This window comes from Streptomyces sp. NPDC093795, from assembly GCF_044764665.1.
In the GTDB taxonomy this organism is placed as follows: Bacteria; Actinomycetota; Actinomycetes; order Streptomycetales; family Streptomycetaceae; genus Streptomyces.
Genome location: NZ_JBIWIO010000001.1, coordinates 981,764 through 1,008,502, shown reverse-complemented (window position 1 = coordinate 1,008,502; position 26,739 = coordinate 981,764). Strand labels below are relative to the sequence as shown.

26 protein-coding genes are annotated in these 26,739 nt (G+C 70.5%); 19 read left to right on the top strand and 7 right to left on the bottom strand.

Annotated features, from left to right (window positions below; translation table 11 throughout):
• Positions 1-73: 73 nt before the first annotated feature.
• The 12 genes from ACIRB7_RS04880 (at position 74) to ACIRB7_RS04825 (ending at position 10,679) form a co-directional block, all read left to right on the top strand.
• Complete coding sequence (locus ACIRB7_RS04880) at positions 74-1,798, top strand: aldehyde dehydrogenase family protein (protein ID WP_403592333.1); 1,725 nt, start codon at positions 74-76, stop codon at positions 1,796-1,798.
• Positions 1,799-1,826: 28 nt separating this feature from the next.
• Complete coding sequence (locus tag ACIRB7_RS04875; protein ID WP_403592332.1) at positions 1,827-2,963, top strand: acyl-CoA dehydrogenase family protein; 1,137 nt, start codon at positions 1,827-1,829, stop codon at positions 2,961-2,963.
• Between the two features lie 26 nt (positions 2,964-2,989).
• Positions 2,990-4,243, top strand: coding sequence for an aspartate aminotransferase family protein (locus ACIRB7_RS04870; protein WP_403592330.1), 1,254 nt, complete (start codon positions 2,990-2,992; stop codon positions 4,241-4,243).
• Positions 4,244-4,299: 56 nt separating this feature from the next.
• Entirely contained in the window at positions 4,300-4,809 is a 510-nt protein-coding gene (locus ACIRB7_RS04865; RefSeq protein WP_403592328.1) for a type II toxin-antitoxin system RatA family toxin, read from the top strand.
• Complete coding sequence (locus tag ACIRB7_RS04860) at positions 4,809-5,303, top strand: hypothetical protein (protein WP_403592326.1); 495 nt, start codon at positions 4,809-4,811, stop codon at positions 5,301-5,303. The genes ACIRB7_RS04865 and ACIRB7_RS04860 overlap by 1 nt, the downstream gene beginning before the upstream one ends.
• Positions 5,300-5,860, top strand: a complete 561-nt coding sequence (locus ACIRB7_RS04855) for a flavin reductase family protein (RefSeq protein ID WP_403592324.1) — start codon at positions 5,300-5,302, stop codon at positions 5,858-5,860. The genes ACIRB7_RS04860 and ACIRB7_RS04855 overlap by 4 nt, the downstream gene beginning before the upstream one ends.
• A gap of 8 nt (positions 5,861-5,868) precedes the next feature.
• A complete protein-coding gene (locus ACIRB7_RS04850) occupies positions 5,869-6,834 on the top strand; it encodes a VlmB-like protein (RefSeq protein ID WP_403592322.1) in 966 nt (321 codons plus the stop codon).
• A complete protein-coding gene (locus ACIRB7_RS04845) occupies positions 6,831-7,832 on the top strand; it encodes a beta-ketoacyl-ACP synthase III (protein WP_403592320.1) in 1,002 nt (333 codons plus the stop codon). The genes ACIRB7_RS04850 and ACIRB7_RS04845 overlap by 4 nt, the downstream gene beginning before the upstream one ends.
• Positions 7,829-8,017 carry a hypothetical protein gene (locus ACIRB7_RS04840; RefSeq protein ID WP_403592318.1) on the top strand — a complete coding sequence of 63 codons (189 nt, stop codon included), beginning with the start codon at positions 7,829-7,831 and terminating at the stop codon, positions 8,015-8,017. The genes ACIRB7_RS04845 and ACIRB7_RS04840 overlap by 4 nt, the downstream gene beginning before the upstream one ends.
• A complete protein-coding gene (locus tag ACIRB7_RS04835; protein WP_403592317.1) occupies positions 8,014-8,262 on the top strand; it encodes an acyl carrier protein in 249 nt (82 codons plus the stop codon). The genes ACIRB7_RS04840 and ACIRB7_RS04835 overlap by 4 nt, the downstream gene beginning before the upstream one ends.
• Positions 8,262-9,500: a beta-ketoacyl-[acyl-carrier-protein] synthase family protein gene (locus tag ACIRB7_RS04830; RefSeq protein ID WP_403592316.1), complete on the top strand. Its 1,239-nt coding sequence runs from the start codon at positions 8,262-8,264 to the stop codon at positions 9,498-9,500. Before ACIRB7_RS04835 ends, ACIRB7_RS04830 begins: the two co-directional genes overlap by 1 nt.
• A gap of 63 nt (positions 9,501-9,563) precedes the next feature.
• On the top strand, positions 9,564-10,679 hold the full coding sequence (locus ACIRB7_RS04825) for a fatty acid desaturase family protein (RefSeq protein WP_403592314.1): 1,116 nt from the start codon (positions 9,564-9,566) through the stop codon (positions 10,677-10,679).
• A gap of 174 nt (positions 10,680-10,853) precedes the next feature.
• On the opposite strand, the gene ACIRB7_RS04820 is transcribed toward ACIRB7_RS04825, so the two are convergent.
• The gene (locus tag ACIRB7_RS04820; RefSeq protein WP_403592520.1) at positions 10,854-11,822 is read right to left on the bottom strand and encodes a ScbA/BarX family gamma-butyrolactone biosynthesis protein; all 969 of its coding nucleotides are present in this window, start codon (positions 11,820-11,822) and stop codon (positions 10,854-10,856) included.
• A gap of 158 nt (positions 11,823-11,980) precedes the next feature.
• On the opposite strand from ACIRB7_RS04820, the gene ACIRB7_RS04815 reads away from it, so the two are divergent.
• Positions 11,981-12,628: a ScbR family autoregulator-binding transcription factor gene (locus tag ACIRB7_RS04815; RefSeq protein ID WP_403592311.1), complete on the top strand. Its 648-nt coding sequence runs from the start codon at positions 11,981-11,983 to the stop codon at positions 12,626-12,628.
• A gap of 105 nt (positions 12,629-12,733) precedes the next feature.
• Here the strand turns inward: ACIRB7_RS04815 and ACIRB7_RS04810 are convergent, their stop codons facing one another.
• On the bottom strand, positions 12,734-13,396 hold the full coding sequence (locus tag ACIRB7_RS04810; RefSeq protein WP_403592308.1) for a ScbR family autoregulator-binding transcription factor: 663 nt from the start codon (positions 13,394-13,396) through the stop codon (positions 12,734-12,736).
• A 341-nt stretch (positions 13,397-13,737) separates the two neighbouring features.
• Here ACIRB7_RS04810 and ACIRB7_RS04805 point away from each other — a divergent pair, with 341 nt between their 5' ends.
• The 5 genes from ACIRB7_RS04805 to ACIRB7_RS04785 all read left to right on the top strand — a co-directional run bounded on the left by ACIRB7_RS04805 (position 13,738) and on the right by ACIRB7_RS04785 (position 20,792).
• Positions 13,738-14,022 carry a hypothetical protein gene (locus tag ACIRB7_RS04805; RefSeq protein WP_403592305.1) on the top strand — a complete coding sequence of 95 codons (285 nt, stop codon included), beginning with the start codon at positions 13,738-13,740 and terminating at the stop codon, positions 14,020-14,022.
• 12 nt (positions 14,023-14,034) lie between these two features.
• Positions 14,035-14,547, top strand: coding sequence for a hypothetical protein (locus ACIRB7_RS04800; protein ID WP_403592302.1), 513 nt, complete (start codon positions 14,035-14,037; stop codon positions 14,545-14,547).
• Positions 14,548-14,632: 85 nt separating this feature from the next.
• Positions 14,633-17,131 carry an FG-GAP repeat domain-containing protein gene (locus ACIRB7_RS04795; protein ID WP_403592299.1) on the top strand — a complete coding sequence of 833 codons (2,499 nt, stop codon included), beginning with the start codon at positions 14,633-14,635 and terminating at the stop codon, positions 17,129-17,131.
• 130 nt (positions 17,132-17,261) lie between these two features.
• A complete protein-coding gene (locus ACIRB7_RS04790; RefSeq protein WP_403592297.1) occupies positions 17,262-18,128 on the top strand; it encodes a phosphatidylinositol-specific phospholipase C in 867 nt (288 codons plus the stop codon).
• Positions 18,129-18,296: 168 nt separating this feature from the next.
• Positions 18,297-20,792, top strand: a complete 2,496-nt coding sequence (locus ACIRB7_RS04785) for an FG-GAP-like repeat-containing protein (RefSeq protein ID WP_403592294.1) — start codon at positions 18,297-18,299, stop codon at positions 20,790-20,792.
• 117 nt (positions 20,793-20,909) lie between these two features.
• Here ACIRB7_RS04785 and ACIRB7_RS04780 read toward each other — a convergent pair whose 3' ends face one another.
• The 5 genes from ACIRB7_RS04780 to ACIRB7_RS04760 form a co-directional block, all read right to left on the bottom strand.
• A complete protein-coding gene (locus ACIRB7_RS04780; RefSeq protein ID WP_403592291.1) occupies positions 20,910-22,307 on the bottom strand; it encodes a sensor histidine kinase in 1,398 nt (465 codons plus the stop codon).
• Entirely contained in the window at positions 22,304-23,032 is a 729-nt protein-coding gene (locus tag ACIRB7_RS04775) for a response regulator transcription factor (protein ID WP_403592288.1), read from the bottom strand. Before ACIRB7_RS04775 ends, ACIRB7_RS04780 begins: the two co-directional genes overlap by 4 nt.
• A 32-nt stretch (positions 23,033-23,064) precedes the next feature.
• Positions 23,065-24,081 carry a S1C family serine protease gene (locus tag ACIRB7_RS04770; protein ID WP_403592285.1) on the bottom strand — a complete coding sequence of 339 codons (1,017 nt, stop codon included), beginning with the start codon at positions 24,079-24,081 and terminating at the stop codon, positions 23,065-23,067.
• 102 nt (positions 24,082-24,183) lie between these two features.
• The gene (locus ACIRB7_RS04765) at positions 24,184-25,209 is read right to left on the bottom strand and encodes a LacI family DNA-binding transcriptional regulator (RefSeq protein ID WP_403592281.1); all 1,026 of its coding nucleotides are present in this window, start codon (positions 25,207-25,209) and stop codon (positions 24,184-24,186) included.
• 24 nt (positions 25,210-25,233) lie between these two features.
• A complete protein-coding gene (locus ACIRB7_RS04760) occupies positions 25,234-26,046 on the bottom strand; it encodes a response regulator transcription factor (RefSeq protein ID WP_403592278.1) in 813 nt (270 codons plus the stop codon).
• Between the two features lie 434 nt (positions 26,047-26,480).
• Here ACIRB7_RS04760 and ACIRB7_RS04755 point away from each other — a divergent pair, with 434 nt between their 5' ends.
• Positions 26,481-26,735 carry a MoaD/ThiS family protein gene (locus tag ACIRB7_RS04755; RefSeq protein WP_030323286.1) on the top strand — a complete coding sequence of 85 codons (255 nt, stop codon included), beginning with the start codon at positions 26,481-26,483 and terminating at the stop codon, positions 26,733-26,735.
• Positions 26,736-26,739: the final 4 nt, after the last annotated feature.

The window sequence follows — 26,739 nt, the reverse complement described above, 5'->3', positions numbered from 1 at the left end:
ATCCTGTTTCGACAGGGCGCGCAGTGACAGGGCGGCCGCCGTGCAGGAACACCCGAGAAGCGAGCAGGGAAAAATGAACCGACACGCAAGCGTGCTGACCCGCGGAGGGGAGGCACCCGCGTCCGCGGACCGGCCGACCGCGCTGCGGGGCGCGCGTCATGCGGTCCGCGAACCCATCCCCACCTACCTCTCCTACGTCGGTGGCAAGGACATCGACGCGGAGAAGTACGTCTACACCGTCACCACGAGGTCGATCCTCGACGACGTCTTCGAGAGCCTCACCCTCAAGCGCCGTCTGGAGCAGGGCCGGGTGCGTCCCGAGGACGCCGGCGACCTGGTCGTCGGGCGGGTCGCGCTCGCCGACCAGGAGACGGTGGAGGAGGCCTCCCGCGCCGCCGCCGAGGCGTTCCGCGAGTGGTCCCGGTGGCCGCAGGAACGGCGCATGGAGCTCGGGGCGGTCCTCCGGCGCAGGATCGTCGAGGGCTGCGACGACATGGTCGACGTCCTCATCGCCGAGGGCAATCCGCGGGCACTCGCCGAGTGGCAGGTCGCCGGCCTCCTTGAGACGTTCAGCGAGGAGACCCTCTCCTGGGTCGGCGAGCTGATGCACCGCGAGTTCGAGCACGGCGGGCGCCGGCTGCTGGTGCGCCGCAGGCCCGACGGCGTCGTCTGCGTCAACCCGCCGCAGAACGCCCCCGCGTCCAGCGCGCTCTTCGGCATCACGGCTCTCATGGCGGGCAACGCCGTGGTGGTCCGCGCGCCGCGCAGCGCCCCCTTCGGGGTGATGTACGCACTGCGCGAGTTCGTCGTCCCCGCCCTGGAGGAGATCGGCGCCCCGCCCGGCGTGCTCAACGTCGTGTGCGGCCGTCCCGGTCCGATGATGCGGTCCTGGCTGGAGAGCCCGTACATCAACGACATCCTCTACATCGGCTCCACCGAGAACGGCCTCACGTTCCAGGAGGAGTGCGTACGCCACGGGAAGAAGCCGGTCCTCGAACTCGCGGGGAACGACTGCGTGGTCGTCTGGCGCGACGCCGACCTGGACCTGGCGGTGGAGGCTCTCACCGAGTGCTTCTACGGCTCCGGCCAGATCTGCATGGTGCCCAACCAGGTCCTGGCCCATCCGGCGATCGCCGACGAGCTGCTCGAGCGGCTGTCCGTCGCCGTGGCGAAGCTGCGCCCCGGCTATCCGGACGAGGAGGGCGTGCTGCTCTCGCCCGTCCTGCGCAGCGAGCGCTTCTTCACCGTGGTCAAGGACGCCCTGGACAAGGGCGCCAGCCTGGTCCACGGAGCCCGCAGGCTGGAGGCCGACGGATCGCCCTCGGACACCGGGCTGTTCCTGGAGCCCACCGTGCTCCGGGTCGACGGCATGGAGAAGTGCCGGGAGATCGAGGCGGTGCGCCGCGAGACCTTCTTCCCGCTGCTGCCCGTGATCGTGCCCGAGGCGGACACCGACGAGGCGCTCCTCGAGCGCTTCCTCGACTACGTCAACAGCAACCCCTACGGGCTGCGCAACTCGGTCTGGGCGAGCGACGAGCACGTGCTCGGCCGCTTCGAGCGGGAGATCGACAACGGCGGACTGCTCAAGATCAACGACTCGCACATCGGGTTCCTGCCGTACCTGCCCACCCACGGCGGCACCGGCCTGACGGGCGGAGTGTTCGGCGAGGCCAACTACCCGATGCTGCGCACCTCCCACCTCCAGGGTGTCTCGATCGCCCGCGGCATCCGTCCGCACCAGGCCGTCTTCGGCGCGTACGACGCCGTCCGTGCGGCCCGCGCCGGGGCGACCGACTGAAACCCCTCATCTCACCAAGGAGTTCGACGTGCGCTACTTCCGCCAAGCGGACGAGACCTGTGACACCTTCCTGCCCGGACTGCGCAAGGCTCTGGGGGACGTGCCGCTCTCGGTCCTGGAGTCCCCCGACAGCCCGGCCATCCGGATCTTCCGCGAAGCGGGCGGCCCCAACCTGCTGGTGCCGGCCGAGCACGGCGGCGCAGGCGTGAACGCGCTGGAGGCCACCCGGGTCATCCGCGCGCTCGGCGCCGTCGCCCCCTCGATGACGGTCGGCACGATGATGCACCACTTCTCGCTCGGCACCCTCTACGCCGTCGCGGACTCCGTCGCCGGGGACAGCGACCTGAAGACCATGCTCGGCCAGGTCGTCTCCGAGCGGCTCCTCGTCGCCTCCGGCTTCGCCGAGGGCCGTACGAACCAGGGCATCCTCTCCCCGACCCTGATGGCGCGCCCGGTGGACGGCGGCTACCTGCTGACCGGCTCGAAGAAGCCGTGCAGCCTGAGCCGGTCCATGAACCTGCTCACCGCCTCGGTCGGCATGCCGCAGGAGGACGGCTCCACCGCGATGGGCTTCCTGCTGCTGCCCGCCGACACCGAGGGCGTCTCGGTGCGCCCCTTCTGGTCGAACCCGGCTCTGGCCGGAGCCGAGAGCGACGAGGTCCGCCTCGAGGACGTCTTCGTCACCGACGAGCAGATCGTCCAGCCCGAGCCGGGCCAGGAGGAGGCTCTCGACGAGCTGCAGACCGTCGGCCTGATCTGGTTCCAGATGATGATCGCGGCCGGCTACACCGGTATCACCTCCGCGCTGGTCCGCCAGGTGCTGGAGCAGCGTCGCGGCAGTGCCACCGACCGGGCCACGCTCGGTATCCGGCTCGGCGGAGCGGTCGGCCTGGTCGAGAGCCTCGCCCGGACCGTGGACGCCGGCGAGGTGGACAACGACGCCCTGGGCAACGCCCTGGTGGTCCGGTTCGCGGTGCAGGACGCGCTGGCCGACATCGTGCGGCTCGCGGTCGAACTCCTCGGCGGCATGGCCTACATCACCTCGGCGGACAGCTCCTGCCTCGCCACGGCCGCGCAGGCCATCGCCTTCCACCCGCCGTCGCGCACCAGCATGGCCGAGGGCCTGACGGAGCACTGGTCCGGCCAGCCCGTCATGGTCGGCTGACCGGACATCGAAAGGGAATCCTCGAAATGACGACCACCCCGGTCGCACCGGCGGACACCTCCGCCGAGATCCTCGACCGCTACCGCGCCCACCTCAGCAAGGGCCGCGCCTCGCTCGGCGAGATGTTCGGCGGTGACATCGAGACCGGCTCCGAGGGAGCCTGGGTGTACACCGCCGCGGGCCGCAAGCTGCTCAACTGCGGTGGCTACGGCGTGCTGATCGCCGGCGCCCGCCACCCCACGGTGGTCGCCGAGGTCGAGCGTCAGCTGCACACCAACCCGGTGGCCACCCGGCTGCTGCTCGAACCCCAGGCGGCGCTGGCCGCCGAGGCGCTGACCGCCGTCACCCCGGCCGGGCTCGACAAGGTGCACTTCGCCGGCTCCGGGGCGGAGGCCGTCGAGGCCGCCCTGAAGATGGCCCGCACCCACGGCAAGCGCCATCTGATCTCGACCGTCAACGGCTACCACGGCAAGACCTTCGGCGCGCTCAGCGTGACGGCGAAGGACCTGTTCCAGGAGCCCTTCCGCCCGCTCCTCCCCGATGTCTCCCATGTGCCGTTCGGCGACGCCGAGGCACTGCGCGAGATGCTCGCCGCCCACCGTGGCAACGCCTGCTTCATCGTCGAACCGGTGCAGGGCGAGGCCGGGGTGATCATGCCGCCGGAGGGCTACCTGCGGGACGTCGAGGCGCTGTGCCGGGAGTACGAGGCCTTCTTCGTCCTCGACGAGGTGCAGACGGGCCTCGGGCGCCTGGGCCAGTGGTGGGGCGCGGACCGCGAGGGAGTCACCCCGGACGTCCTGCTCGTCGGCAAGGGGCTCAGCGGCGGCGTGGTGCCGGTGTCGGCCGCGGTGGCCACGAAGGAGGCCTTCACCGCCTTCGACAAGGACCCGTTCATCCACACCTCGACCTTCTCCGCCAGCCCCCTCGCCATGGCCGCCGCCCAGGGCGCGCTCCGGGCGATCCAGGAGGACGACCTGGTCGAGCGGTCCCGGGTGCTGGGCGAGCGGCTGATCGCGGAGCTGGGCCGGATCGCCCGCGCCGCCCTCGGCGACCTGCTCCTGGAGGTGCGCGGCGCCGGACTGCTGATCGGCATCGAGTTCACCGAGCCCGGCCTCGCCGGCGACCTGCTCCTGGAGCTCCTCCACGAGGGCGTCGTCGCCAACCACTCCCTCAACTCGCACATGGTGCTCCGGCTCACCCCGCCGGCCGTGCTCACCGAGGACGACGTGGCCTTCCTGCTGGCCGCCTTCGAGCGTTCGGTGACGGCGATCGCGTACTGACCCGCCGGCCGTTCCCACCCCACCCAGAGAGCTTCCAGAGAGCGAGACTCCACCGCATGCGCAGCATCGAACTGCGGGTCCTGGTCCCCGCCGACGACCCGGCCCGCGCCTACACGCAGATCACCGAATTCGCCCGTTACGCCGATCTGGCCGAGGACGTCCACGAGGTCGTGGTCCACCCCGGCGGCGCCGACGACCGGGGCAGCAGCAGCTGGCGGGTCAACTTCCGCCGCGGGATCATGAGCTGGGACGAGGAGGAGCACTTCCGCCGGGACGAGCTCCACATCGCCTTCCACCAGACCGACGGGGACTTCGACGACTTCCACGGAAGCTGGCAGCTGACCCCGCGCGAGGACGGCACCTGCGAGGTGCTGTTCGAGGTCACGTACGACTTCGGGATCCCCAGCCTCAGCGGCATCATGGACCCGATCGCGGAGCGCGTGATCAAGCGTGCCATCAGCGCGGCGCTGACGGGGATCTTCGGCGAGGCCACCGTCCTGGAGGGCGGCGAGGCGCTCACCGACCTGGACCGGACGGCCCCGGCGGCCGGGGTGGGGGTCCGCTGATGGCCGACGCCGCCAATCTCTTCGAGACGAAGACCACCGCCCGGCTGTTGCGCCTGGAGTACCTGGTGGCGCTGGGCGTCAGCCTGGAACTCTTCGTCACCCACCTGGACGAGGTGCGCTGGCTGCCGGCCGTGGCGCTCTTCCTCTACATCGATCTGATCGGTTACATACCCGGCGCCATCGCCTTCAGACGCAGCCCGGACGGCCAGATCCACAAGGGTTACTACGTCGCCTACAACATCATGCACAGCCTGGTCACGCAGGCGGCCGTCATCGGCCTGTGGGTCCTTCTGTTCGGCTTCGAGTGGGCGCTGCTGGCGATCCCGATCCACCTCTTCGGTGACCGGGCGCTGTTCGGCAACGCGCTGAAGCCGTTCGCGCTGTCCTTCGAGCCCAAGACCCACCCGGCGTACGCCCGGCTCCGCGACGAGGTGGAGGGTGTGGACCCGGCCGCCGCGCCGACCGCACGGCAGCCCGGGAAGGTCCCGGCGTGAGCGCCGGTCCGGCCGCGGCCCTGGGGCTGCCGCCTCCCGGCGACGAGCTGACGGAGCCCGATCCGGAGGTCTTCTGGGACAGCGCACGGCAGTTCCCGACCGGTGTCGCCGTTCTCACCGCCGATCACCACCTCGGACCGCACGGCACCACGGTGTCGTCGTTCGCCTTCGTCTCACGCCGGCCGCCCCTGATCTCGGTGTGCCTGAAGCGGCCCAGCAGTTTCCTCTCCCTGGTCCGTTCCGGCGGGGAGTTCGGGGTCAACGTCCTGGTGCACGAGCAGGCGGTGCTCGCCCGCAGGTTCGCCACCCCCGGCCGGTCGCCCGGCGCCACCCAGTTCGAAGGAGTGCCGTACGCGGCGGGGGACGCCTCCGGGGCGCCGCTGCTCGACGGGTCCGCCGCCTGGCTGGAGTGCCGGGTCGACCGGGTCCTGGCCGCCGGCGACCACGACCTCGTCCTGGCGCGGGTCCTCTTCGCCCGGCGCGCGGCCGCTTCCACGCAGTGCAGTCCGCTCGTCTACCACGCGGGCCGGTTCGCCACCACACAGACACAGGAGTGACGACGAAGATGACGTCGACGACCGACACCTTTCCCGCCGAGGCCGGCTGGGACACCGCGCCCGACCTGATCGAGGGCGCCAAGACCCTGGAGCTCACCCCGGCGAGCGCGAACCTCGCGTACTGGCTGAAGGCGATGCCCGCCACCCTGCGCGGCCACATCGCCGGACACGCCCCGGAGGTGACCATCCCGGACTACATGCGCGAGGAGGGGCCGCTGCGCGAGGCGATCACCCAGGAGCTGTCCTTCCGCGCCATCGCCGAGGAGAAGGCCACCCGGGCGCTGGGCTACCTCGTGCCGATCGCGCCCACCGTCGACACCATGGAGTTCTACGCCACCCAGGTGATCGACGAGGCCCGCCACTCCATGGTCTTCCGCAACCACCTCGTCGAACTGGGCGTCCCCCGCGAGGAGTTGTGGCAGCGGATCCACGAGATCGCCGCCAAGGACCGGGCGGAGGTCCTCGACCCGCTGGAGGAGTACGCCCTCAAGGTCATGCGGGACCAGCGCGACTTCCTCGGTGGCGTACTGATCCTCACCATCATCGTCGAGGGTGTCCTCGCGCCCGCAGCCGAGCTCAGCGAGCGCAAGTGGCGTCCGCTCAACCCGGCCGCCGCGGACATCGAGCGCGGTGCCGGAATCGACGAGATCCGTCACCTCACCGTCGGCGCCGCCGCCGCCCGCGAGTACCTGGAGGCCCACCCCGAGGAGCGCGAGCGCGCCGTCGCGCTGATCCGCGAGGGCATGGGGCTGTGGGACGTGCTCCCCGGCCACGCGATGGTCCACCGGCGCGAGGTCATCTTCCAGAAGGGCCTGGAGCAGCACGCCGACGTCGTCGGGGACTACGAGATCTGGCCCGGCCGCCGGCTCGTCGACACGACGCCCGAGGAGCGCCAGGCCCAGGCCGAGAAGTGGACCGAGGAGATGCAGGAGAGCCGGCTGAAGTACATGGGCCTGGAAGAGGCCTTGGCATGAGTCGCGCGGCCGTCCTCGCGGGCATCGGCGGCTGGCTGCCGCCACGGGTGGTCACCAACGAGGACCTCGCCCGGCGCTTCGACACCAGCGACGAGTGGATCCGGTCCCGTACCGGCATCGGGCAGCGGCACGTGGTCGACCAGGGCACCTCCACCGGCGACCTCGCCTTCGAGGCCGGGGCCCGCGCGCTGAAGTCGGCCGGGGTGGACGAGGTGGACGCGGTCGTCGTGGCGACCACCACCCCCGACCACCTGAGCCCGGCAACCGCCCCCCAGGTCGCGGACCGTCTCGGCCTGGGCGGCCGGGCGGCCTTCGACGTCGCCGCCGTCTGCACCGGCTTCCTCTACGGGCTCGCCACCGCCACCGGACTCATCGCCTCCGGCACCGCCGACAGCGTGCTGCTCATCGGTGCCGAGTCCTTCACCACCATCGTCGACCCGGCGGACCGCTCCACCTCGGCGATCTTCGGCGACGGCGCCGGGGCGTTCGTCCTGCGCGCCGGGGAGCCGGACGAGCTTGGTGCGATCGGCCCCTTCGACCTCGGCAGCGACGGCTCCCTCGCCGAGCTGCTGATGATCCCGGCGGGCGGCTCCCGGCAGCGCTCCAGCGGCCGGCCGGCCGCCCCCGGCGAGGAGTACTTCCTCATGCAGGGCAAGCAGGTCTACCGGCACGCCGTGCTCCGCATGACCGAGTCCGCGCAGCGGGTGCTCGCCAAAGCCGGGCACGGTACGGACCGGATCGACCGGTTCGTCGGCCACCAGGCCAACCTGCGGATCCTGGACGCGGTCGCCGACCGGCTCGGCGTCCCGCCGGAGCGCCGTATCAGCAACATCGACCGCGTCGGCAACACCGCGGCCGCCTCCATTCCGCTCGCCCTCGCGGACGCGGCGGCCGCCGGGGAGCTCAGCCCCGGCGACCGGGTGCTGGCCAGTGCCTTCGGCGGTGGTCTCACCTGGGGGTCGTGCCTGCTCCGGTGGCCCGACATCACCCCCGCATGAGCGCCCTGGCGGCGCGGGCGGCCGGCGATGCCTTCGCCAGGCAGCTGGCCTCCCTGCTCGGGCTCTCCCCTGCCGGCGACCTCTCCCGCGACGGCCGCCCGTCACCCGTCACCCGTACCCGTTCCGTCTCCGCAGTCCGTGCGGACATCTCCACCCCACCCCATGGAAGGACACCCACACCATGAGCACCACCGTCACCACCTACGACCGCATCGCCGCCATCCTCGTCGAGCGTTTCGGCGTCACCGACGACGAGGTCACGCCCGAGGCCACCTTCGAGCAGCTCGACCTCGACTCGCTCGCGCTGGTCGAGTTCACCCTGGTCGTCCAGTCGGAGATGTCCGTCGAGATCCCGGACGACGAGCTCTCGCCGCGCCAGACGGTGGCCGAGGTCGCCGTGATCGTCGACGCCAAGGTCGCGGCCGCCTGATGACCAGGCCCGCGACACACCGGTTCGACGCCGCCGTCACCGGTCTGGGGATCGTCTCCCCGGCCGGTGTCGGCGTCCCCGGCAGCTGGGAACGCGTCTGCTCCGGCATACCCACCGCCACGACCGACCCGGCGCTCACCGGTGTCCCGGTCGACTTCAGCTGCCGGGTCCCCGGCTTCGACGCCGACGCCCTGATCGGCCGGCGCAAGGCCTGGCGCCTCGACCGCTTCGTCCAGCTCGCGATGGTCGCGGCCAAGGAGGCCCTGGAGGACGCCGGGCTCGACCCGGCCACCTGGGACGGCACCCGCGTCGGCGTGGTCCTCGGCAGCGCCGTCGGCGGCACCGCCACCTGGGAGCAACAGCACCGCACGCTCCTGGACAAGGGAGCCGAGCAGGTCTCCGGGATGCTCATCCCCATGCTGATCACCAACATGGTGGCCGGCCAGCTCGCCATCGAGCACCGGGCGCTCGGCCCCAACCTGGTGGTCTCCACCGCCTGCGCCGCCTCGGCCACCGCCATCGGCACGGCCCGTGAACTGCTGCGCTCCGGCACCTGCGACGTGGTGATCACCGGCGGTACGGAGGCGTGCCTGACCCCCTCGATCATCTCGGGCTTCGCCCGGATGGGCGCCCTCTCCCGGCGCACCGAGGACCCGGCCGCCGCCTCCCGGCCGTTCGACGTCGACCGCGACGGCTTCGTCGCCGCGGAGGGCGCCGGAATCCTCGTACTGGAGACGCCCGAGCACGCCGCCGCCCGCGGCGCCCGGGTACGCGCCAGGATCAGCGGCTACGGAGCGACCGCGGACGGCCACCACCCGACCGCACCCGACCCCTCGGGCCAGGGCGTGGAACGGGCGCTGCGCGCGGCCCTCGCCGACGCCCACCTGACGCCCGAGGACATCGACCACGTCAACGCCCACGGCACCTCCACCCCGCTCAACGACGCGGCCGAGGCCAAGGTGCTGCGGCGGCTGTTCGGCGACCGGCCGGCCGTGACCTCCACCAAGGGCGTCACCGGCCATGCGCTGGGCGCGGCCGGCGCGCTGGAGGCGGTCTTCACCGTCCTCGCGGTGGAGCAGCAACTGGTGCCGCCCACCGCCAACGTGGTCAAGCAGGACCCCGAGGTGGAGCTGGACGTGGTCACGGAAGCGCCGCGGGCCGTCCCCGTCCGGGCCGCCGTCTCCAACTCGTTCGGCTTCGGAGGCCAGAACGCCGTACTGGTGGTGACGCAGGCCTGAGCCGACCCCCCCTGCCGCGCCGCACCCCCTCCCCGAGGACACCGAACCAGGAGTTCCGCACGCATGTCACCCAAGACCCAGGACCTCGCGGCGGCCATGGCCGCCGCCGAATTCCCCGCTGACGGGCAGGATCTGCGGATCTCGCCCAGTGCCAGCTTCGACGAACTGCTCAAGAAGGTACGAGCCGCCGGGCTCATGGACTACCGGCCCGGATACTTCGCCGTGAAGATCGTGCTCAATCTGGTCCTCACCGTCGCCGGCTGGACGGTCTTCGCCCTGCTCGGCAACTCGTGGTGGCAGCTCGCCGTCGCGGTCTTCCTGGCCTTCTGCTTCGTCCAGGCGGGGTTCATCGCCCACGACACCGGCCACAAGCAGGTCAGCCGCGCCCGAAAGACCCAGGACGTGCTCGGCTGGATCCACATGAACGTCCTGCTCGGTGTCAGCTACGGCTGGTGGGTCAACCACCACAACCGCCACCACAGCAACCCGAACAACCTCGACAAGGACCCGGACACCATGCGGCGCCAGGTGATCTTCGCGCCGTCCGAGTACGCCGCCAAGGCCCGCTCGCCCTTCCACCGCTTCGTCATCCGGCACCAGTCGGTGATGTTCTTCGTCCTGCTGGTGCAGGAGGCCTTCCGGATGCACAAGGCCGGCTTCTCGGCCGCCAAGGCCGGTCTGCTGCGCATCCCCGTCATGGAACTCGGCCTGCTGCTCGTGCACTTCGCCGCGTACCTGACCGCCGTCTTCTACGTCCTCGACCCGGGCCTCGGCATCCTCTTCGTCCTGGTCAACCAGGCCGTCTTCGGCATCTACCTCGGTGCCGTCTTCGCCCCCAACCACAAGGGCATGGTCGTCCACCGCGACGACGTGGAGGTCGACTGGCTGCACCGCCAGGTGCTCACCTCGCGCAACATCTACTCGACGAGGTTCACGGACTTCATGTACGGCGGTCTGAACTACCAGATCGAGCACCACCTCTTCCCGTCCATGCCGCGGGTCAACCTGCGCCGCGCCCGGCCGCTGGTCATGGAGTACTGCAAGGAGCACGACGTCTCCTACCACGAGGTGTCGCAGGCCCGTTCGTACCTGGAGGTGGCCCAGCACCTGCGCGAGGTCAGCGTCACCACCAGGGCCAGGCTCGCGGAGGTCTTCCAGACGATGGAGGCGCGTGCCTGACCGGTGGGCGAGCCGGGCCGGGCGCGCGGCCCGGCGCACCACACGAGAACGGCGACGGCGGTGCGTGCCGGCGCGCTGCCGCGGGCCCCTGACACAGGGGCCCGCGTCTTTCGTGCAGCCGCCTTCGTGCAGCCGCCTTCGTGCCTCCGCCGCCGGCTCACGAGGTCATGGCGCTCAGTTCCGCTCGACGACGGTGAGCGTGCCCTCGGCGGCGGTGCGTCCGGACTGCTCGACGGTCACCCGTACCTGGTGGTTGCGGTCCTGCGACTCCTCCGCGACGGCGCGGACCGTGCACGGGATGTGCAGTTCGACGTAGCGCTCGTATCTCATGCTCAGCCCGACCGGGAGCACGTCCCGGGGCTGAAGCACATGGTGGGCCGCCTGGCGCACGGCCTCCGAAAGCAGCATGCCCGGCACGTGGTCCACGGGGTGGTCGAAGAGCACGGGGTGCGTGCGGTCCGCGCGCAGCAGGAACGTGCCCGCCTGGTCGCCCGGCGAGAGCACCACGTCCCGCGCGCGGTCGCGGTCCACCAGCGCCGCGTCGACGGGCGGCAGCAGGGCGAGGGAGGTGAGCGGCGACGGCACGGTGTCCTGCCGCGGCAGCTCGCCGAGCGCGCTGCGCACCCGCGCGTAGGCGTTGGGGTTGATGCAGCTGAGGCTTCCTCCGCCGGTGCCTATGACCACGCCGTCGCGCTGGAAGGTGATCTCGGTGCGCATCCCCGCGAACCTCGAACCGGTGCGGCGGACGGAGTGGCACCGGATGTGCAGGGTGACGTCGGCCGGCGCCCCTTCGAGGCACAGGCCCTCCGGGGTGATCCGGAAGAACTTGTCCCCCATCAGGAACTGATGGCCCGCCGGCACGCCGTACTCGGCGTGCGCGATGAGCAGCAGGGCCTGCCGCATGGTCTCGCCGACCAGCAGGGGATCGTGCCAGCGGCCGCCCACGGCGCCGTAGAAGCCATGCGCACGGGGCCACTGCGCGTCGACGGAGAAGCTGTCGGGGCCCTCCGTCTGCCAGTGGGTGATCAGTACCTCGGCGATGGCGGCGCGATGGACGTAGGAACGAGGCACGGTGCGGGTGAAGCGCTGGGCCGGGACCGCCTGTGGGATGGACGTGCCGTGGGTGAGGGTGGCGTCGGTCATCAACACGTGGTGACTCCTGCATCGGAGAGGAGTGGATGAAGTGTGTACCTTGCTTCACAAGTACAATACCTACCAACCGGTTTTTAGTCGGTAGACATCACAGTCGGGGGCCCAGATGACTGTGAAGTGCTGCCGGCGTGAGGGGCAAGGTAAGCCAAGTGGTCGTACAGGAGCGGGCGTTGCGGACACGCCGGGCGATTCTGGAAGCCGCATCGATCGTCTTCGAGAAGCGGGGCTTCGCCGCGGCTCCCCTCTCGGAGATCATCGCTGTCTCGGGCGCCACCAAGGGGGCGCTCTACTTCCACTTCTCGTCGAAGGAAGAACTGGCCCGTGGAGTGATCGAGGCGCAGTTCTCGGCCCTGGCGGAGCTGCAACTGCAGGGCTCTCCCCTCCAGCAGGCGATCGACTCCACGCACGCGGTGGCCCACGCGCTGAAGCACGTGCCCCTGGTGCGCGCCGGAATACGGCTGGTCATCGAGCAGGGGTCGTTCACCGAGCCGGACCCCGAGCCCTACCTGCGCTGGGTGGAGCCGGCGCGCGCCTTGCTGGAAGAGGCCCGTACGGAAGGGGAGTTGCGCCCCGAGGTGGATGTACGGGCCGTGGCCCAGCTCATCGTCGCGCTCTTCACGGGAACGCAGCTGATGGCTCAGGTGCTCACCCAGCGGGAGGACCTGGACGAGCGGATCACCGCCTTCTGGCAGGTGGTGCTGCCGGGCCTGGCCACGCCGGAGGCGCTGCGTGGCCTGAAGCCGGAGGGCGGGATGACGTTCCCCGACGGCCCGGAAGTCCCTGGTTCCGCGGACTGACGAGGTGACGATCGCCCGGCGGTGCGCCGCCGGGCGGTGTCGGCCGCCGGGTCGCCGGGCGATGTCGGCCGGGCGGAGCCCCCCCGCGTCATCGTCCGGTGTGCCTCAGTGTGCCTGAGGGCTCGGATCCGCGAGCCGTATCCCGGGGGAGCCCTCCGGGTGGAGGGTCGCGGCGCGCTCCGGCGTGACAAGCCCCGGCAGGATCACCCGCCACATCGCGGTCGTCAGGTGCGGTCGCAGCAGCCTGCCCTCCCGTCCGGCGAGCAGTTCGGCGCCGGCGGCCGTGGACATGACGAGGGCGGCGACGGCGTGGGCGCTGACGCCCTCCCTGAACTCCCGGCGGACGGAAGCCGATTCAAGCAGCAGCCGTACGGTGCTCGCCCAGGTGAGCCGGTAGGCACGCGCCTGGGGCGCCGGGCTGTGGGGCTCCAGGCAGAGCTGGATGCAGGCCCGGGTCACGGCGTCCCGGTTGAACTGTCGTACGAGCAGATGGGTCGTGTCGATCAGGCTCTGCAGCGACGAGGCCTCGGGGCCGCGGGCCCGGGTCGCGAGCGCGATCTGGCGGAGCGAGTCGTGCGCCTCGTCGAAGAGGGCGGCGGCGATGTCGCGTTTCGACGGGAAGTGGAAGTAGACCGCACCCTTGGTCGTACCCGCTGTCGCGGAGATGCCGTCGATGCTGGTCGCCGTGTACCCGTTGCGTTCGATCATCGTGGCGGCCGTGTCGAGGATCAGTCGACGTGTACGCATCGCCCGCTGCTGCTTGGCCATCAGGCCCCCTGGTCAGAGGTATGGGCCGATTGAGCGTCTGGTCAGGACGTCATTCGGGAGGGGGGCCAGGATACTAAAAACCGACCGTGCGGTATCCCGCAGAGGGTAATGCGTCACCTTTCCGGAGGCAGATCATCAGGGGCATGTCAGGGGCTTCCGGCATCCTGGCGAGGTCTGCCTCACAGGGAGCTCGAATGAGAACAAGAAAGGCCCGGCTGTGGGCCTGGCTGCCCGTATTCGCCATGGCCGGTGCATGGGGAATCGTCGGAAGCGCCCCCGCTGTATCCGCCGAACCCGGCTGTGAAATCCGAGAGAACTCGCCGCACGCCGACTGGGGAGGAATGTCTTTCCCCATCGACCTCTACTGCACCAACACGGTGGGAGATGTGACCTCCCAGTCCTTCTTCGGATCCCCGGTCACCGGGAGGATGACGAAGACCACGAGCTGGTTCGCCTGCTGGAAGCTCGGGGCTCCGCACGCCGGGAAGAACAGCGTCTGGTACTACACCAAGGGCGACGTGGTCGTGAACAACCCGGGCCAGCAGGCCTGGGGTTATATGCCGGCGAATGCGCTCGGCACCACCAAGGCGCCCTTCCCGGGGCTGCGAAAGTGCTCTTGGGGATAGGGGGCCATACGCATGCGTGCAATCCATGACAACAGCCGGCCGGAGGGCGTGTCCCGTCTCGGCCGATTCCGCCGTCCCGGCCGCCTCGGCCGCGTCGGCCGTACCGTCCGCGGCCTCACCGTGACGGCCCTCGCCCTTCCGCTGCTGACCAGCGGACTGAGCACGGGCACCGCCCACGCCACCACCTGCGTGCTGCAGGAGAACGTCCTCCACCAGGACAAGCTGGGCAATGTGTTCCGCACCGACGTCAAGTGCGAGAACGTCGCCGGAAACGTGTACGGGCGCGCGTCCTACGACAGCCCGCTCACCGGAAAGAAGACCTCGACGCTGAGCACCTTCGTGTGCTGGACGCGAGGCCAGCCGCATTCCGGCGGAAACACCGTCTGGTACTACACGAAGGGCAACACGGCGGTCGCGCCGTTCGAGGCCTTCGAGGGTTGGGGCGCGATGGAGGCCGACAAACTCCTGACCCCGGCCGGCATTTCTCATCCCTTCCCGGGGCTTCCCCGCTGCCCGTGGTACTGACAGATCCGGAGAAGTTTCGATGTTGACGAGGAATGACGCAGGGCGGGGGCGCAGTCGTAAGTCCGTGCTTGCCCTGAGCCTGCTCGTGGTTCTTTCCACCCTGGGAACAGGGTTGGGAATTGCGGCGGCGGTCCCCGAGCCGGATTCCGGTGAGGCGGCTGGTGGTATCGAGGTGTCGGCGCTGGCGAAGGCGAAGTCCTCCGGGGATCCGGTGGAGATCGTGGAGCAGCGCACCGAGACGTCCGAGGTGTTCGCGAATCCGTCCGGCACGTTCACGGTGACGACGCATCTGAAGCCGGTTCGGACGCGTCTGGGCGGCAAGTGGGTCGCGATCGACACCGATCTGGTGGCCGGCAAGGACGGGGTGAGGCCCAGGGCCGCGGCGGCGGGCATCGAGCTCTCCGACGGCGGAACGGGTCCGCTGGTCCGGCTCAACGACGACACGCATGTGCTGGAGTACAGCTGGCCGGGCAAGCTGCCCAAGCCGACGCTGGCCGGCTCGGTGGCGACGTACTCCGAGGTGCTGCCCGGGATCGACCTCCGGGTCGAGGTCGACGCGAAGGGGTTCCAGCAGCTGTTGGTCGTCAAGGACGCCAAGGCCGCGAAGAACCCGAAGCTGAAGAAGCTGACGTACGGCGTCACGTCGAACGGGCTGAAGCTGACCGCTGACGAGAAGCAGGGCTTGAGGGCGGCCGACGTCAAGGGTCGTACGCGGTTCTCCGGGCCGGCGCCGCTGATGTGGGACAGCGGTAAGGGCGGCAAGAGGAAGCAGGCGGTCATGGAGACCGCGGTCGCGGGCGAGAGCCTCTCCGTCGTCCCCGATCAGACGGTGCTGACCGGTCCCGGGACCACCTATCCGGTGTACGTGGACCCGACGTTCACCACGGGCATGTCGGGCGCACACAATGTGTTCGACTCCCACCCCGACTACCACGCCTGGAACGCGGACTGGATCAGGATGGGGAGCTACTGGAGCGCCCATCTCAACAAGTACGTTCGCAACCGCGCGTTCTTCCAGGTGGACGTTCCCTACCTGGCCTACCGCCAGGTGGTGAAGGCGTCGTTGACCCTGCAGGACCGCTCGGACTGGACGGGGAACTGTTCCCTCGCCCCCGTGGACCTGTGGGAGACGGGCCGTGCCAACGGCACGACGTCGTGGGCCAACCAGCCGGTGTGGAAGACGAAGATCGGCTCCTACTCCTGCCCCAAGGGCACGATGACCTTCGACACGACGAGTGCGGCGCAGGCCGCCGCGACGAGTGGCACGAGTCTCGTGGACATGGGCATGCGGATCTCCGGCACCGCAGAAGACGCGCAGGTGGCCAGCGAGCGGCACTTCCCGACGGTCAACGCGAAGTTCACCGCCGAGCTCATGGCGGACGGCTCGTGCTTCCCGAAGAAGGGCGTGTTCTACACGGACCCCGACGGCAGGACGTTCACCGAGGAGGTGACCTGCAAGAACCTGGCGTCCGACGTGAAGGTCGAGCCGTTCACCGCGTCGCAGACGACCGGCCAGCTCCTTGCGGGCACGCACGGCTTCGTGTGCTGGCGCAGTGGCGACATGAACGCCGCGGGAAACCGCATCTGGTACTACGTCAAGGGCGACACGGCGTCGGGCTGGACCCGCTGGCAGGGCTGGGGTTTCGTCCCGGCCGACAAGATCCCCGACATCCGTACGCACCCCTATCCCGGGCTGCCGGCCTGTGACGCCCACAAGGTCACTCCCGGCATCACTCCCCCCCAGGACTTCAACTCCGACGGCGTGCCCGATGTCGTGGCCCTCCAGGCGGACGGCAATCTGGCCCTCTTCCCGGGCAACGGCAACGGCACCCTCGGGAACAAGCGGATGATGTGGACCGACGGGCGCGGCACCGCGTACAAGAGCATCTTCACCGGTGACTTCAACATGGACGGGATCGGTGACATCGGGGGCTTCGAGAACGCCCGTGTCTGGTGGTGGCCCGGCGACGGCAGCAGCGGGGTCAGCCAGACGGCTCAACCGCTGATAGACCACAAGTACGGGGGCCAGGTCTACCTCGACCCGGGGATCCACGAGCCGTGCCGGGTCGCCTTCGCCGCCGACTTCAACGGCGACGGCAAGACGGACATCGCGGCCGCCTGCGGCCAGGGCTCGGAACAGGGCAACTACAACGACGACGCCATCTGGTGGTGGCCCGGTGACGGAGACGGCGGGATCAACGGCACCCTGGGTGCGAGTCTCGGCTACGAGTATCTCTACGCGGGCCGTACGGAGACCGAGTTCTCCCCGATGGACATCACCGGTGACGGCCGCATGGACATCGCGAGGATGGCCTCTCCGACGGTACTGGAGCTGAACCCGGGGCCCCTCGCACCCAACTCCTCCTACGGCTCGGGTGCCAGGCAGGCCTGGGCGCCGAACGGCTTCGGCACGGTCACCAAGGTGTTCGCCGGTGCCTTCAACGGCGACCGCTACGGCGACATGGCCGGTGTCGACAGCAGTGGCCAGCTGTGGCAGTGGCCCGGCAAGGGCGACGGCACCTTCGGCGCCCCGGTGAAGATGTCGACGACCACCGACTGGGGGGCCTACAGGGACCTCATGTGATCCGGCGATGACAGCGGGCCGGGCATCCGCCACGAGGCGGCTGCCCGGCCTCTCCGTGTGCGCCTCCTCTCGTCCGCCGTACGCGTCGCCCGTCTGGGTTTCTTGACGCGTACCCGTCATAATCCGGGTCATGGACCGACGAAGCCTTCTCGCGGGCGCCGCGGCGACCACCGCCACCCTCCTGCTCGGAACCGCGCCCGCCCGGGCGCGCACCCGGACCCTCGGGCCGCAGGACTGGATGGCCGGCCACGGCGACCCCACCCCGCTCCAGAAGCTCACCATCCCCGGCACCCACGACTCCGGCGCCCGGTACGGCGGCCCCTGGAGCGCCTGTCAGAACACGACCATCGCCCAGCAGCTGGACAGCGGTATCCGCTTCCTGGACATCCGATGCCGGGTGACCGGCGGATCCTTCGCGATCCACCACGGCGCCTCCTACCAGAACATGATGTTCGGGGACGTCCTCGTGGCCTGTCGCGACTTCCTCGCCGCCCACCCCTCCGAGACCGTCCTCATGCGGGTCAAGCAGGAGTACTCCCAGGAGTCCGACGCCACCTTCCGCGCGGTCTTCGACGACTACCTCGACGGACGCGGCTGGCGCTCCCTCTTCCGCATCGGGGACCGGCTGCCCCTCCTCGGCGAGGCGCGCGGCCGGGTCGTCCTGTTCGCCGACAACGGCGGGTTGCCGGGCCTGCGGTGGGGCGACGGCTCCGCCTTCGCGATCCAGGACGACTGGAACGCCCTCCCCGACGCCAAGTACCCGAAGATCGAGGCCCACTTCCGCGCCGCCGCCGAACAGCCCGGCCGGCTGTACGTGAACTTCGTCAGCACCTCCGCGTCCCTGCCGCCCCGCTGGAACTCCGACCGGCTGAACCCGCGCGTCCACGGCTTCCTCGACGGCGCCTGGGCGGCCGGGAGGACCGGGCTCGGGATCGTCCCCATGGACTTCCCGAACACCCGGACGGGCCTCGTCGAAGCCCTGCTCCGGCACAACTAGGTCGTGCGTCACCGCCCCGGAGGCGGATCATCAGGGGCATGTCAGGGGCTTCCGGCATCCTGACGAGGGGAGTGTGGTACTTCCAGATCCGGAGAAGTTTCGATGTTGACGAGGAATGACACAGGGCGGGGGCGCGGTCGTGGATCCGCGCTCGCCCTGAGCCTGCTCGTGGCTCTTTCCACCCTGGGAACAGGGCTGGGAATAGCCGCGGCGGTCCCCGAACCGGATTCCGGTGAGGCGGCTGGTGGTATCGAGGTGTCGGCGCTGGCGAAGGCGAAGTCCTCCGGGGATCCGGTGGAGATCGTGGAGCAGCGCACCGAGACGTCCGAGGTGTACGCGAATCCGTCCGGCACGCTGACGGTGACGACGCACCTGAAGCCGGTACGGACACGTCTGGGCGGCAAGTGGGTCGCGATCGACACCGATCTGGTGGCCGGCAAGGACGGGGTGAGGCCCAGGGCCGCAGCGGCGGGCATCGAGCTCTCCGACGGCGGCACGGGCCCGCTGGTCCGGCTCAACGACGACACGCATGTCCTGGAGTACAGCTGGCCGGGCAAACTGCCCAAGCCGACGCTGGCCGGCTCGGTGGCGACGTACTCCGAGGTGCTGCCCGGGATCGACCTCCGGGTCGAGGTCGACGCGAAGGGGTTCCAGCAGCTGTTGGTCGTCAAGGACGCCAAGGCCGCGAAGAACCCGAAGCTGAAGAAGCTGACGTACGGCGTCACGTCGAACGGGCTGAAGCTGACCGCCGGCGAGAAGCAGGGCTTGAGGGCGGCCGACGTCAAGGGTCGTACGCGGTTCTCCGGGCCGGCGCCGCTGATGTGGGACAGCGGTAAGGGCGGCAAGAGGAAGCAGGCGGTCATGGAGACCGCGGTCGCGGGCGAGAGCCTCTCCGTCGTCCCCGACCAGACGGTGCTGACCGGTCCCGGGACCACCTATCCGGTGTACGTGGACCCGACGTTCAGTGCGGAGCTGCCCGGCGGATACGCGGTGCACGAGTGGTCCCCCACATGGCACCACTGGGACCCGGAGCGCCTCTGGATGGGGAACTACAAAGACACCGACGGCAAGTTCTCGCGTACGCGCGCGTTCTTCCAGGTGGACGTTCCCTATCTGGCCGGGCGGCAGGTACTGAACGCGACGCTGTCCCTCAAGGATCTCGGAGGGTACACGGGGGACTGTGCCACCTCTCCCGTGGAACTGTGGGAGACGGGACGCGCCGACGCCACGACGACGTGGAACGTCCAGCCGTTGTGGAAGACGAAGAACTCCTCCTACTCCTGTCCCAAGGGCGCGGTGACCCTGAACGCGACGAGCGCGGCACAGGCAGCGGCGCAGAGGGGCACGAGTCTGGTGGACCTGGGGGTGCGGACCTCCCTCGCCGCCGAGGGCGCCAAGGCTGTCAGCACTCGGCAGTTCCTGACGGCGTACGCGAAGTTCACCGTGGAGATCGCGAACAACGGCGAGTGCTTCCTGGTCACGGACGTGAGCTACACGGACCCCGACGGCAGGTCGTTCACCAAGGAGATGAACTGCGACAGCCTGGCGTCCGACGTGAAGGTCGAGCCGTTCACCACGTCGCAGACGACCGGGCAGCTCCTAGCGGGCCCGCACGGCTTCGTGTGCTGGCGCAGCGGTGACATGAACGGCGCGGGAAACCGCATCTGGTACTACGTCAAGGGCGATACGGCGGCGGGCTGGACCAACTGGCAGGGCTGGGGCTTCGTACCGGCCGACAAGATCACCGGCGTGGGAGCGGAACCCTACCCCGGGCTGCCGGCCTGCGACGTCCATAGCGTCACCCCCGGTATCACCCCGCCGCAGGACTTCAACTCCGACGGGGTGTCCGATGTCGTGGCCCTCCAGACGGACGGCAATCTCGCCCTCTTCCCGGGCAACGGCAACGGCACCGTCGGGAACAAGCGGATGCTGTGGACCGACGGCCGCGGCAGCGCGTACGTCAACGTCTTCGCCGGCGATTTCAACGGGGACGGGTTCGGCGACATCGCGGCCTTCGACGGCATCTCGGTGCGGTGGTGGGCGGGAGACGGCAACAGCGGGGTCGGCGCGACGGCTCAACCGCTGATGGACAACCGGTACAAGACCCAGGCCTACTTCAACCCCGGCGTCCACAATCCGTGTCGGGTCGCCTTCGCCTCCGACTTCAACGGCGACGGAAAGACGGACATCGCGGCTGCCTGCGGCCAGGGCTCGGAACAGGGCAACTACAACGACGACAGCATCTTCTGGTGGCCCGGCGACGGGGACGGCGGGATCAACTCCACCCTCGGCTCGGGTTACGGCAACGAGTACATCTACGCAGGGCGCACGGAGACCGAGTTCTCCGCGCTGGACGTGACCGGTGACGGTCGTATGGACATCGCGAAGATGCCCTACCCGACGACCTTGGAGCTGCACCCCGGCCCCTCCGCGCCCGACGCCCACTGGACCCAGGGCGTCAGGCAGACCTGGGCGCCGAACGGCTTCGGAACGGTCACCAAGGTGTTCGCCGGTGACTTCAACAGCGACCGCTACGGCGACATGGCCGGTGTCGACAGCAGTGGCCAGCTGTGGCAGTGGCCCGGCAAGGGCGACGGCAGCTTCGGCACTCCGGCGAAGATGTCGACGATCGCCGACTGGGGGGCCTACAAGGACATCCTGTGATCCGGCGATGACACCGGGGCCGGGCATGCGCAGCGACGCGGATGCCCGGCCCCTCGCTCTGTCGGGAGGGCGGCCCCTCTGCCCCGGTCCGGGCGCCCCCGGCGTCAGGTGCCCCGGTCACCCCTCCGGCGGCGGTGTCGGCGCCCCCGGCAGCCGTACCGTCGCCACCGTCCCGCCGCCCTCCGCCGGGGTGAGGGCGATCGTGCCGCCCGCGTGGTGGACCGTACGCGCCACGATCGACAGACCGAGGCCCGAGCCCGGGAGGCTGCGGGCCGAGGGGGAGCGCCAGAAGCGGTCGAAGACGTGCGGGAGCTCGTCCGGGGCGATGCCGGGGCCCTGGTCGCGGACGGTCAGTTCGCCCCGCATCAGCGTCACCTCGACCGTGCCCCGCGGCGGCGAGAACTTCACCGCGTTGTCCAGGACGTTCATCAGGGCCCGCTCCAGGGCGGCCGGCTCCGCCCGTACGTACCAGGGCGCCAGGTCCGTGACGAGGGTCAGCCCGGGGCCGCGCAGCCGCGCCCGGTCCAGGGCCGCCCGCAGGATCGTGTGCAGCGGCACCACCTCCAGGGGGCCCGGCTGCGCCGTGTCCGGACGGGCCAGCTCCTGGAGGTCGCCGATCAGCGCCGCCAGCTCCGTCATCTGCGCCTTCACCGAGGCCATCAGGGCCCGCCGGTCCTCCGGCGGGATCGCCCGGCCCGTCTCCTCGCTGCGCGCGAGCAGTTCGACGTTCGTACGGAGGGAGGTGAGCGGGGTACGCAGCTCATGGCCCGCGTCCGCGATCAGCTGCGCCTGCCGGTCCCTGGAGATCGCGAGCGCCGCCGTCATCGCGTTGAAGGAGCGGGACAGACGGGCGATCTCGTCCTCGCCCTCCACCGGGATGCGCACGGTCAGGTCCTCCGTCGCGGCCACGTGCTCGACCGCCCCGGTCAGCCGGTTCACCGGCTCGAGGCCGGTCCGCGCCACCCACAGTCCGGCCGCGCCCGCGCCGACGACCCCGATCCCGGAGACCAGGAGCAGCACCCAGCGCAGGGTGGACATCGAGTTGTCGATCTCGTGCAGCGGACGGGCGACCGAGACCGCGACCGGCTGGCCGGCGATCGACACGGGATACGAGTACACCCGCATCTCCGTGCCGTTCTCGGCGTTCGTGGTGTGCAGCGCGAACGGCTGCTCGCCCCGCGCGACCGCGAGGTCCTCGGCCCGGGCGGGGATCGGGGAGGTGCCGAGCGTGCAGAGGTCGCCGGTGGCGGTGACGATCTGCAGGGTCTGCGCGGGCCCGGCCAGCGGGCGGTTCTGAGCCCCCGGGGCGCAGGAGCCGAGCAGCATCCGCGCCTGCCCGTCCGTGAGCCGGGTGTCGCGCAGCGAGGAGTCCAGCTCCGCCTCCAGCTGCGCCCGCGTCACGAACCAGCAGGCCAGCGACACCGCCGCCACCGCCACGGCGACCGCCGTCGCCGTCAGGAGCGCCAGCCGGGACCGCAGCGGCCGTGACCGGAACCAGGTGAGGGGACTCCTCACTCCCCGCCTCCTCCGCGCAGCGCGTACCCCACGCCCCGCACCGTGTGCACGAGGCGCGGCTCGCCGCCCGCCTCCGTCTTGCGCCGCAGATACATCACGTACACGTCGAGCGAGTTCGAACTCGGCTCGAAGTCGAAGCCCCACACCGCCTTGAGGATCTGCTCCCGGGTCAGCACCTGCCGGGGGTGCGCCAGGAACATCTCCAGGAGCGTGAACTCGGTCCGCGTCAGCTCGACCGTCCGCCCGCCCCGGGTCACCTCGCGCGTGGCCAGGTCCATCCGCAGGTCCTCGAAGGCGAGCACGTCGGTGTCGGCGGAGGCGCCGGCCGTCGCGGAGGCGTACGAGCTGCGCCGGAGCAGCGCCCTGATCCGGGCGAACAGCTCGTCCAGCTCGAAGGGCTTCACCAGGTAGTCGTCCGCGCCCGCGTCGAGCCCGGTGACCCGGTCGCCGACCGTGTCGCGGGCGGTGAGCATCAGGATGGGCACGGTCGACCCGGAGGCCCTGATCCGGCGGGCCGCCGTCAGGCCGTCCATGCGGGGCATCTGGACGTCGAGGACGACGAGATCGGGGGCGTACGACTCCATCCGGGTGAGCGCGTCCAGACCGTCGACGGCGTCCTCGGTCCCGTACCCCTCGAAGGCGAGGCTGCGGCGCAGGGCCTCCCGTACGGCGGGCTCGTCGTCGACGATGAGGATGCGCTCGGCTTCGCTGTGCTGTCCCGTCATGGGCTCAGCGTCGCACGAGGCCCGGTCGCCGGTCAGTTGTCGCCGCCCGCGCGCAGGCTGTCCAGGTCGGCCTTCAGGGTGTCGACCGGAATCGCGAATCCGAGGCCGACGCTTCCGGCGGTGGAACCGTTCGAAGAACTGGGCGCGTACATGGCCGAATTGATTCCGATGATCTCGCCGTTCATATTGATCAGGGCGCCGCCGGAATTCCCCGGATTGAGCGAGGCGTCGGTCTGGATCGCCTTGTACGTGGTCTTCGACGAGCCGGTGTCGCCGTTGAACTGCTGCCCGCCGAATTCGAACGGCCACCCCTGCCGGGGGTCGTACTGCTGGCCCTGACCCTGCTGCTGTCCCTGGCCGGTGCTGTCGTCGTCCTTGGCGACGGTCACGTCCCGGTCGAGCGCGGACACGATGCCGCTGGTGACGGTGCCGGTGAGGCCTTCGGGGGAGCCGATCGCCACGACCTGGTCGCCGACCCGCACCGTGGAGGAGTCGCCGAGCGTGGCGGCCTTGAGGCCGGAGGCGCCCTTCAGCTTGATGAGGGCGAGGTCCTTGTCGGGGTCCGTGCCGACGACCTCGGCGGCGTAGGACGTGCCGTCGCTGAGCCGCACGCTGATCTCGGAGGCGCCGGAGATCACGTGGTTGTTGGTGACGATCTCGCCGTCGGCGGTGATGATCACGCCCGAGCCGGTGGACTTGCCGGAGTTCGAGGCGGCGGAGATCTCGACGATGGAGGGGGAGACGGCGTCCGCGACGCCGGCGACCGTGCCCGTGCTGCTCGCGGAGACGTTGGTGCCGCTGACGTGCGAGGAGGCCGCGGCGACCGGGGTGCCGGAGGCCAGCTCCTGGACGAGGGTCGCGGTACCGCCGCCGACCGCGGCGGCCGCGATGGCCACGGCCGCGACGAGGCCGACACCGCGCTTGGCGCGGCGGCGGGAGGGGGCGGGAGCGGTGACTCCGGGCGCCGCGTGCTCGTACACCCTCGGCGGGTCGTACGGCGGCCTCGGCGGGTAGTACGGCTGCGGCTGCTGCTCCTGGAAGTCCGTCATGGGTATGACTCTCGGAGCCGTACATGAGAACCGTCTGAGGAGCGGCTGAGAAGCCCGACAGAACCCCGTATGCCCCATATAAAGGAGTGCGGGGGGGGAGGGTCAGCCGTCGCAGCCGCAGGAGCGGCGGACCACCAGGGCCGACGGGAAGAGCTTCACCCGTTCGCGGCGCGAGCCCGCGACCCGGAGCGAGTCGTCGAGGACGAGGTCCACCGCCGCCCGGGCCATCGCCGGCCGGTCCGAGGAGACCGTCGTCAGCGGCGGGTCGGTGAGCGCCGCTTCCTTCACGTCGTCGAAGCCCGCGACCGCAAGCTCCGTGGGCACCTCTATGCGCAGCTCGCGCGCCGCCCGGAGCACACCGAAGGCCTGGTCGTCGGTGGAGCAGAAGATGGCCGGCGGTCTGTCGGGGCCCGCGAGGAGCTTGAGGGCCACCTGGTAGGCGTCGTAGCGGTTGTACGGGGCCTGGAAGAGCCGGCCCTCGATCGGGACGCCCGCCTCCAGCATGGCCCGCCGCCAGCCCTCCTCGTGGTCGGCGACCGGGTCGCCGACGGCCGGGGTGTTCGGGACGCCGCCGAGGCACGCCACGTACGGGTGACCGTGCTCCAGGAGGTGACGGGTGGCGAGCTGGGCGCCGCCGATGTCGTCGGTCACGACGGCCACGTCGTCGATCGCCTCGGGCCGCTCGTGGAGCAGCACCACGCGCGCGTCCCAGGCCTCGATCTCGCTCGCGGCCTGCTCGCTCATGCCCTGGCTGACCAGGATCAGTCCGGAGACCCGCATGCCGAGGAAGGCACGCAGGTAGTGGACCTCGCGCTCGGTCCGGTAGTCGGAGTTGCCGACGAGCACCATCTTCCCGCGCTCGGCGGCGGCCTGCTCGACCGCGTGCGCCATCTCCGCGAAGAACGGCTGGCGCGCGTCGGGGACGATCATGCCTATGAGATCCGTGCGCCGGGACGCCATCGCCTGGGCGACCCGGTCGGGGCGGTAGCCCAGTTCCTTGATCGCGGCGAGGACACGCTCGCGCGTGGCCGGGGCGACCGGCCGGGGTCCGTTGTTGATGACGTAGCTCACGACCGCGGTCGAAGTGCCTGCCAGTCGAGCTACGTCATCCCGCGTCACCTTGGCCACGCGCGGCAGTCTACGCGGGGGGACCTACCTACCGGCAGGTCGCACTGTGGCGTCCGCCACGTTCCTGTCCTCCGAGGGGGTGACGTCCGTCGTGGCGCCCTTGACGTGGGAGCTCGCGCGGGCGTCCTCCGCCTTGGCGCGCGCCTCCTCGGCCGCCCGGTCGACCTTCTCCGGGGTGACGAAGCGGTAGCCGACGTTACGGACGGTGCCGATGAGCGACTCGTGCTCGGGGCCCAGCTTGGCCCGCAGCCGCCGTACGTGGACGTCGACCGTCCGGGTGCCGCCGAAGTAGTCGTACCCCCACACCTCCTGGAGGAGCTGCGCGCGCGTGAAGACGCGGCCCGGGTGCTGGGCGAGGTACTTGAGGAGCTCGAACTCCTTGAAGGTCAGGTCCAGGACCCGGCCCTTGAGCTTCGCGCTGTACGTCGCCTCGTCGACCGACAGGTCGCCGTTGCGGATCTCCATCGGGGAGTCGTCGGCGACGATCTGCTGCCGGCCCATCGCGAGCCGGAGGCGTGCCTCGACCTCGGCCGGGCCCGCGGTGTCGAGGAGGACGTCGTCGATGCCCCAGTCGGCGGTGACGGCCGCGAGACCGCCCTCGGTGACGACGAGGATCAGCGGACAGCCGGGCCCGGTGGACCGCAGCAGCTGACAGAGCGAACGCACCTGCGGGAGGTCCCGCCGGCCGTCGACGAGGATCACGTCCGCGCCAGGGGTGTCCACGAGGGCGGGGCCCTCGGCCGGGGCGACCCGGACGTTGTGCAGCAGCAGACCGAGTGCGGGAAGCACCTCGGTCGACGGCTGGAGGGCGTTGGTGAGGAGCAGCAGTGAACTCATCGCCCCCCACCTGCCCCGGTGGTCGGTCGGTCGTGCTTCGTTCGCTCGCTCATTACGCGGTTCCTCCTCGGTCCCTGCGAGGACGTGCACTGCTTCGTACAGATCACTGCCGGCTCTCGCGCCCCGAGAGCTTTTGTTCATCCGTCCGTAACAACGGTCGGAAAACGCAAAAGGACCCGGGGGCTACGTCGCCCGGATCCTCTGCCCAGCAGAATAGCCCACATGCCTTCCGGGGGAGAGGGCTGATTTCACATCGTGGATGTCTCCCTGATCACTTCCAGCTCCCGGCGGGCCATGTTGCGTACGGATGACGATGTCCGTATCGAGGCGGTTTGCCACCTCTCCACCGCAAGTGTCACCGATACGGCGTCCGTCGTCGGCGCGCATAGCCCATCATGGTGAGCGGCGCGCACACGAACGAAGGGAGCGCCGCTATGGCAGCGGGAACCATCCGCTACTGGGCCGCGGCCAAGGCCGCCGCCGGTGTCGCGGAGGAGCCGTACACCGCCGAGCACCTCGCGGAGGCGCTCGACGCGGCCCGCGCGAAGCACCCGGGCGAGCTCGTCCAGGTCCTCAAGCGGTGCTCGTTCCTGGTCGACGGCGACCCCGTCGGGACCCGGAGCCATGAGACGGTACGGCTTGCCGAGGGCGGCACGGTCGAGGTGCTCCCCCCGTTCGCAGGAGGGTGAATCC

Coding starts and splice junctions, on each gene's coding strand:
- ACIRB7_RS04850 (WP_403592322.1), top strand. CDS start 5,869: ATGACGTCGACGACCGACACCTTTCCCGCCGAGGCCGGCTGGGACACC.
- ACIRB7_RS04755 (WP_030323286.1), top strand. CDS start 26,481: ATGGCAGCGGGAACCATCCGCTACTGGGCCGCGGCCAAGGCCGCCGCC.
- ACIRB7_RS04790 (WP_403592297.1), top strand. CDS start 17,262: ATGGACCGACGAAGCCTTCTCGCGGGCGCCGCGGCGACCACCGCCACC.
- ACIRB7_RS04870 (WP_403592330.1), top strand. CDS start 2,990: ATGACGACCACCCCGGTCGCACCGGCGGACACCTCCGCCGAGATCCTC.
- ACIRB7_RS04830 (WP_403592316.1), top strand. CDS start 8,262: ATGACCAGGCCCGCGACACACCGGTTCGACGCCGCCGTCACCGGTCTG.
- ACIRB7_RS04800 (WP_403592302.1), top strand. CDS start 14,035: ATGCGTGCAATCCATGACAACAGCCGGCCGGAGGGCGTGTCCCGTCTC.
- ACIRB7_RS04775 (WP_403592288.1), bottom strand. CDS start 23,032: ATGACGGGACAGCACAGCGAAGCCGAGCGCATCCTCATCGTCGACGAC.
- ACIRB7_RS04820 (WP_403592520.1), bottom strand. CDS start 11,822: ATGACCGACGCCACCCTCACCCACGGCACGTCCATCCCACAGGCGGTC.
- ACIRB7_RS04805 (WP_403592305.1), top strand. CDS start 13,738: ATGTCTTTCCCCATCGACCTCTACTGCACCAACACGGTGGGAGATGTG.
- ACIRB7_RS04845 (WP_403592320.1), top strand. CDS start 6,831: ATGAGTCGCGCGGCCGTCCTCGCGGGCATCGGCGGCTGGCTGCCGCCA.
- ACIRB7_RS04865 (WP_403592328.1), top strand. CDS start 4,300: ATGCGCAGCATCGAACTGCGGGTCCTGGTCCCCGCCGACGACCCGGCC.
- ACIRB7_RS04760 (WP_403592278.1), bottom strand. CDS start 26,046: ATGAGTTCACTGCTGCTCCTCACCAACGCCCTCCAGCCGTCGACCGAG.
- ACIRB7_RS04860 (WP_403592326.1), top strand. CDS start 4,809: ATGGCCGACGCCGCCAATCTCTTCGAGACGAAGACCACCGCCCGGCTG.
- ACIRB7_RS04835 (WP_403592317.1), top strand. CDS start 8,014: ATGAGCACCACCGTCACCACCTACGACCGCATCGCCGCCATCCTCGTC.
- ACIRB7_RS04770 (WP_403592285.1), bottom strand. CDS start 24,081: ATGACGGACTTCCAGGAGCAGCAGCCGCAGCCGTACTACCCGCCGAGG.
- ACIRB7_RS04880 (WP_403592333.1), top strand. CDS start 74: ATGAACCGACACGCAAGCGTGCTGACCCGCGGAGGGGAGGCACCCGCG.
- ACIRB7_RS04840 (WP_403592318.1), top strand. CDS start 7,829: ATGAGCGCCCTGGCGGCGCGGGCGGCCGGCGATGCCTTCGCCAGGCAG.
- ACIRB7_RS04825 (WP_403592314.1), top strand. CDS start 9,564: ATGTCACCCAAGACCCAGGACCTCGCGGCGGCCATGGCCGCCGCCGAA.
- ACIRB7_RS04810 (WP_403592308.1), bottom strand. CDS start 13,396: ATGGCCAAGCAGCAGCGGGCGATGCGTACACGTCGACTGATCCTCGAC.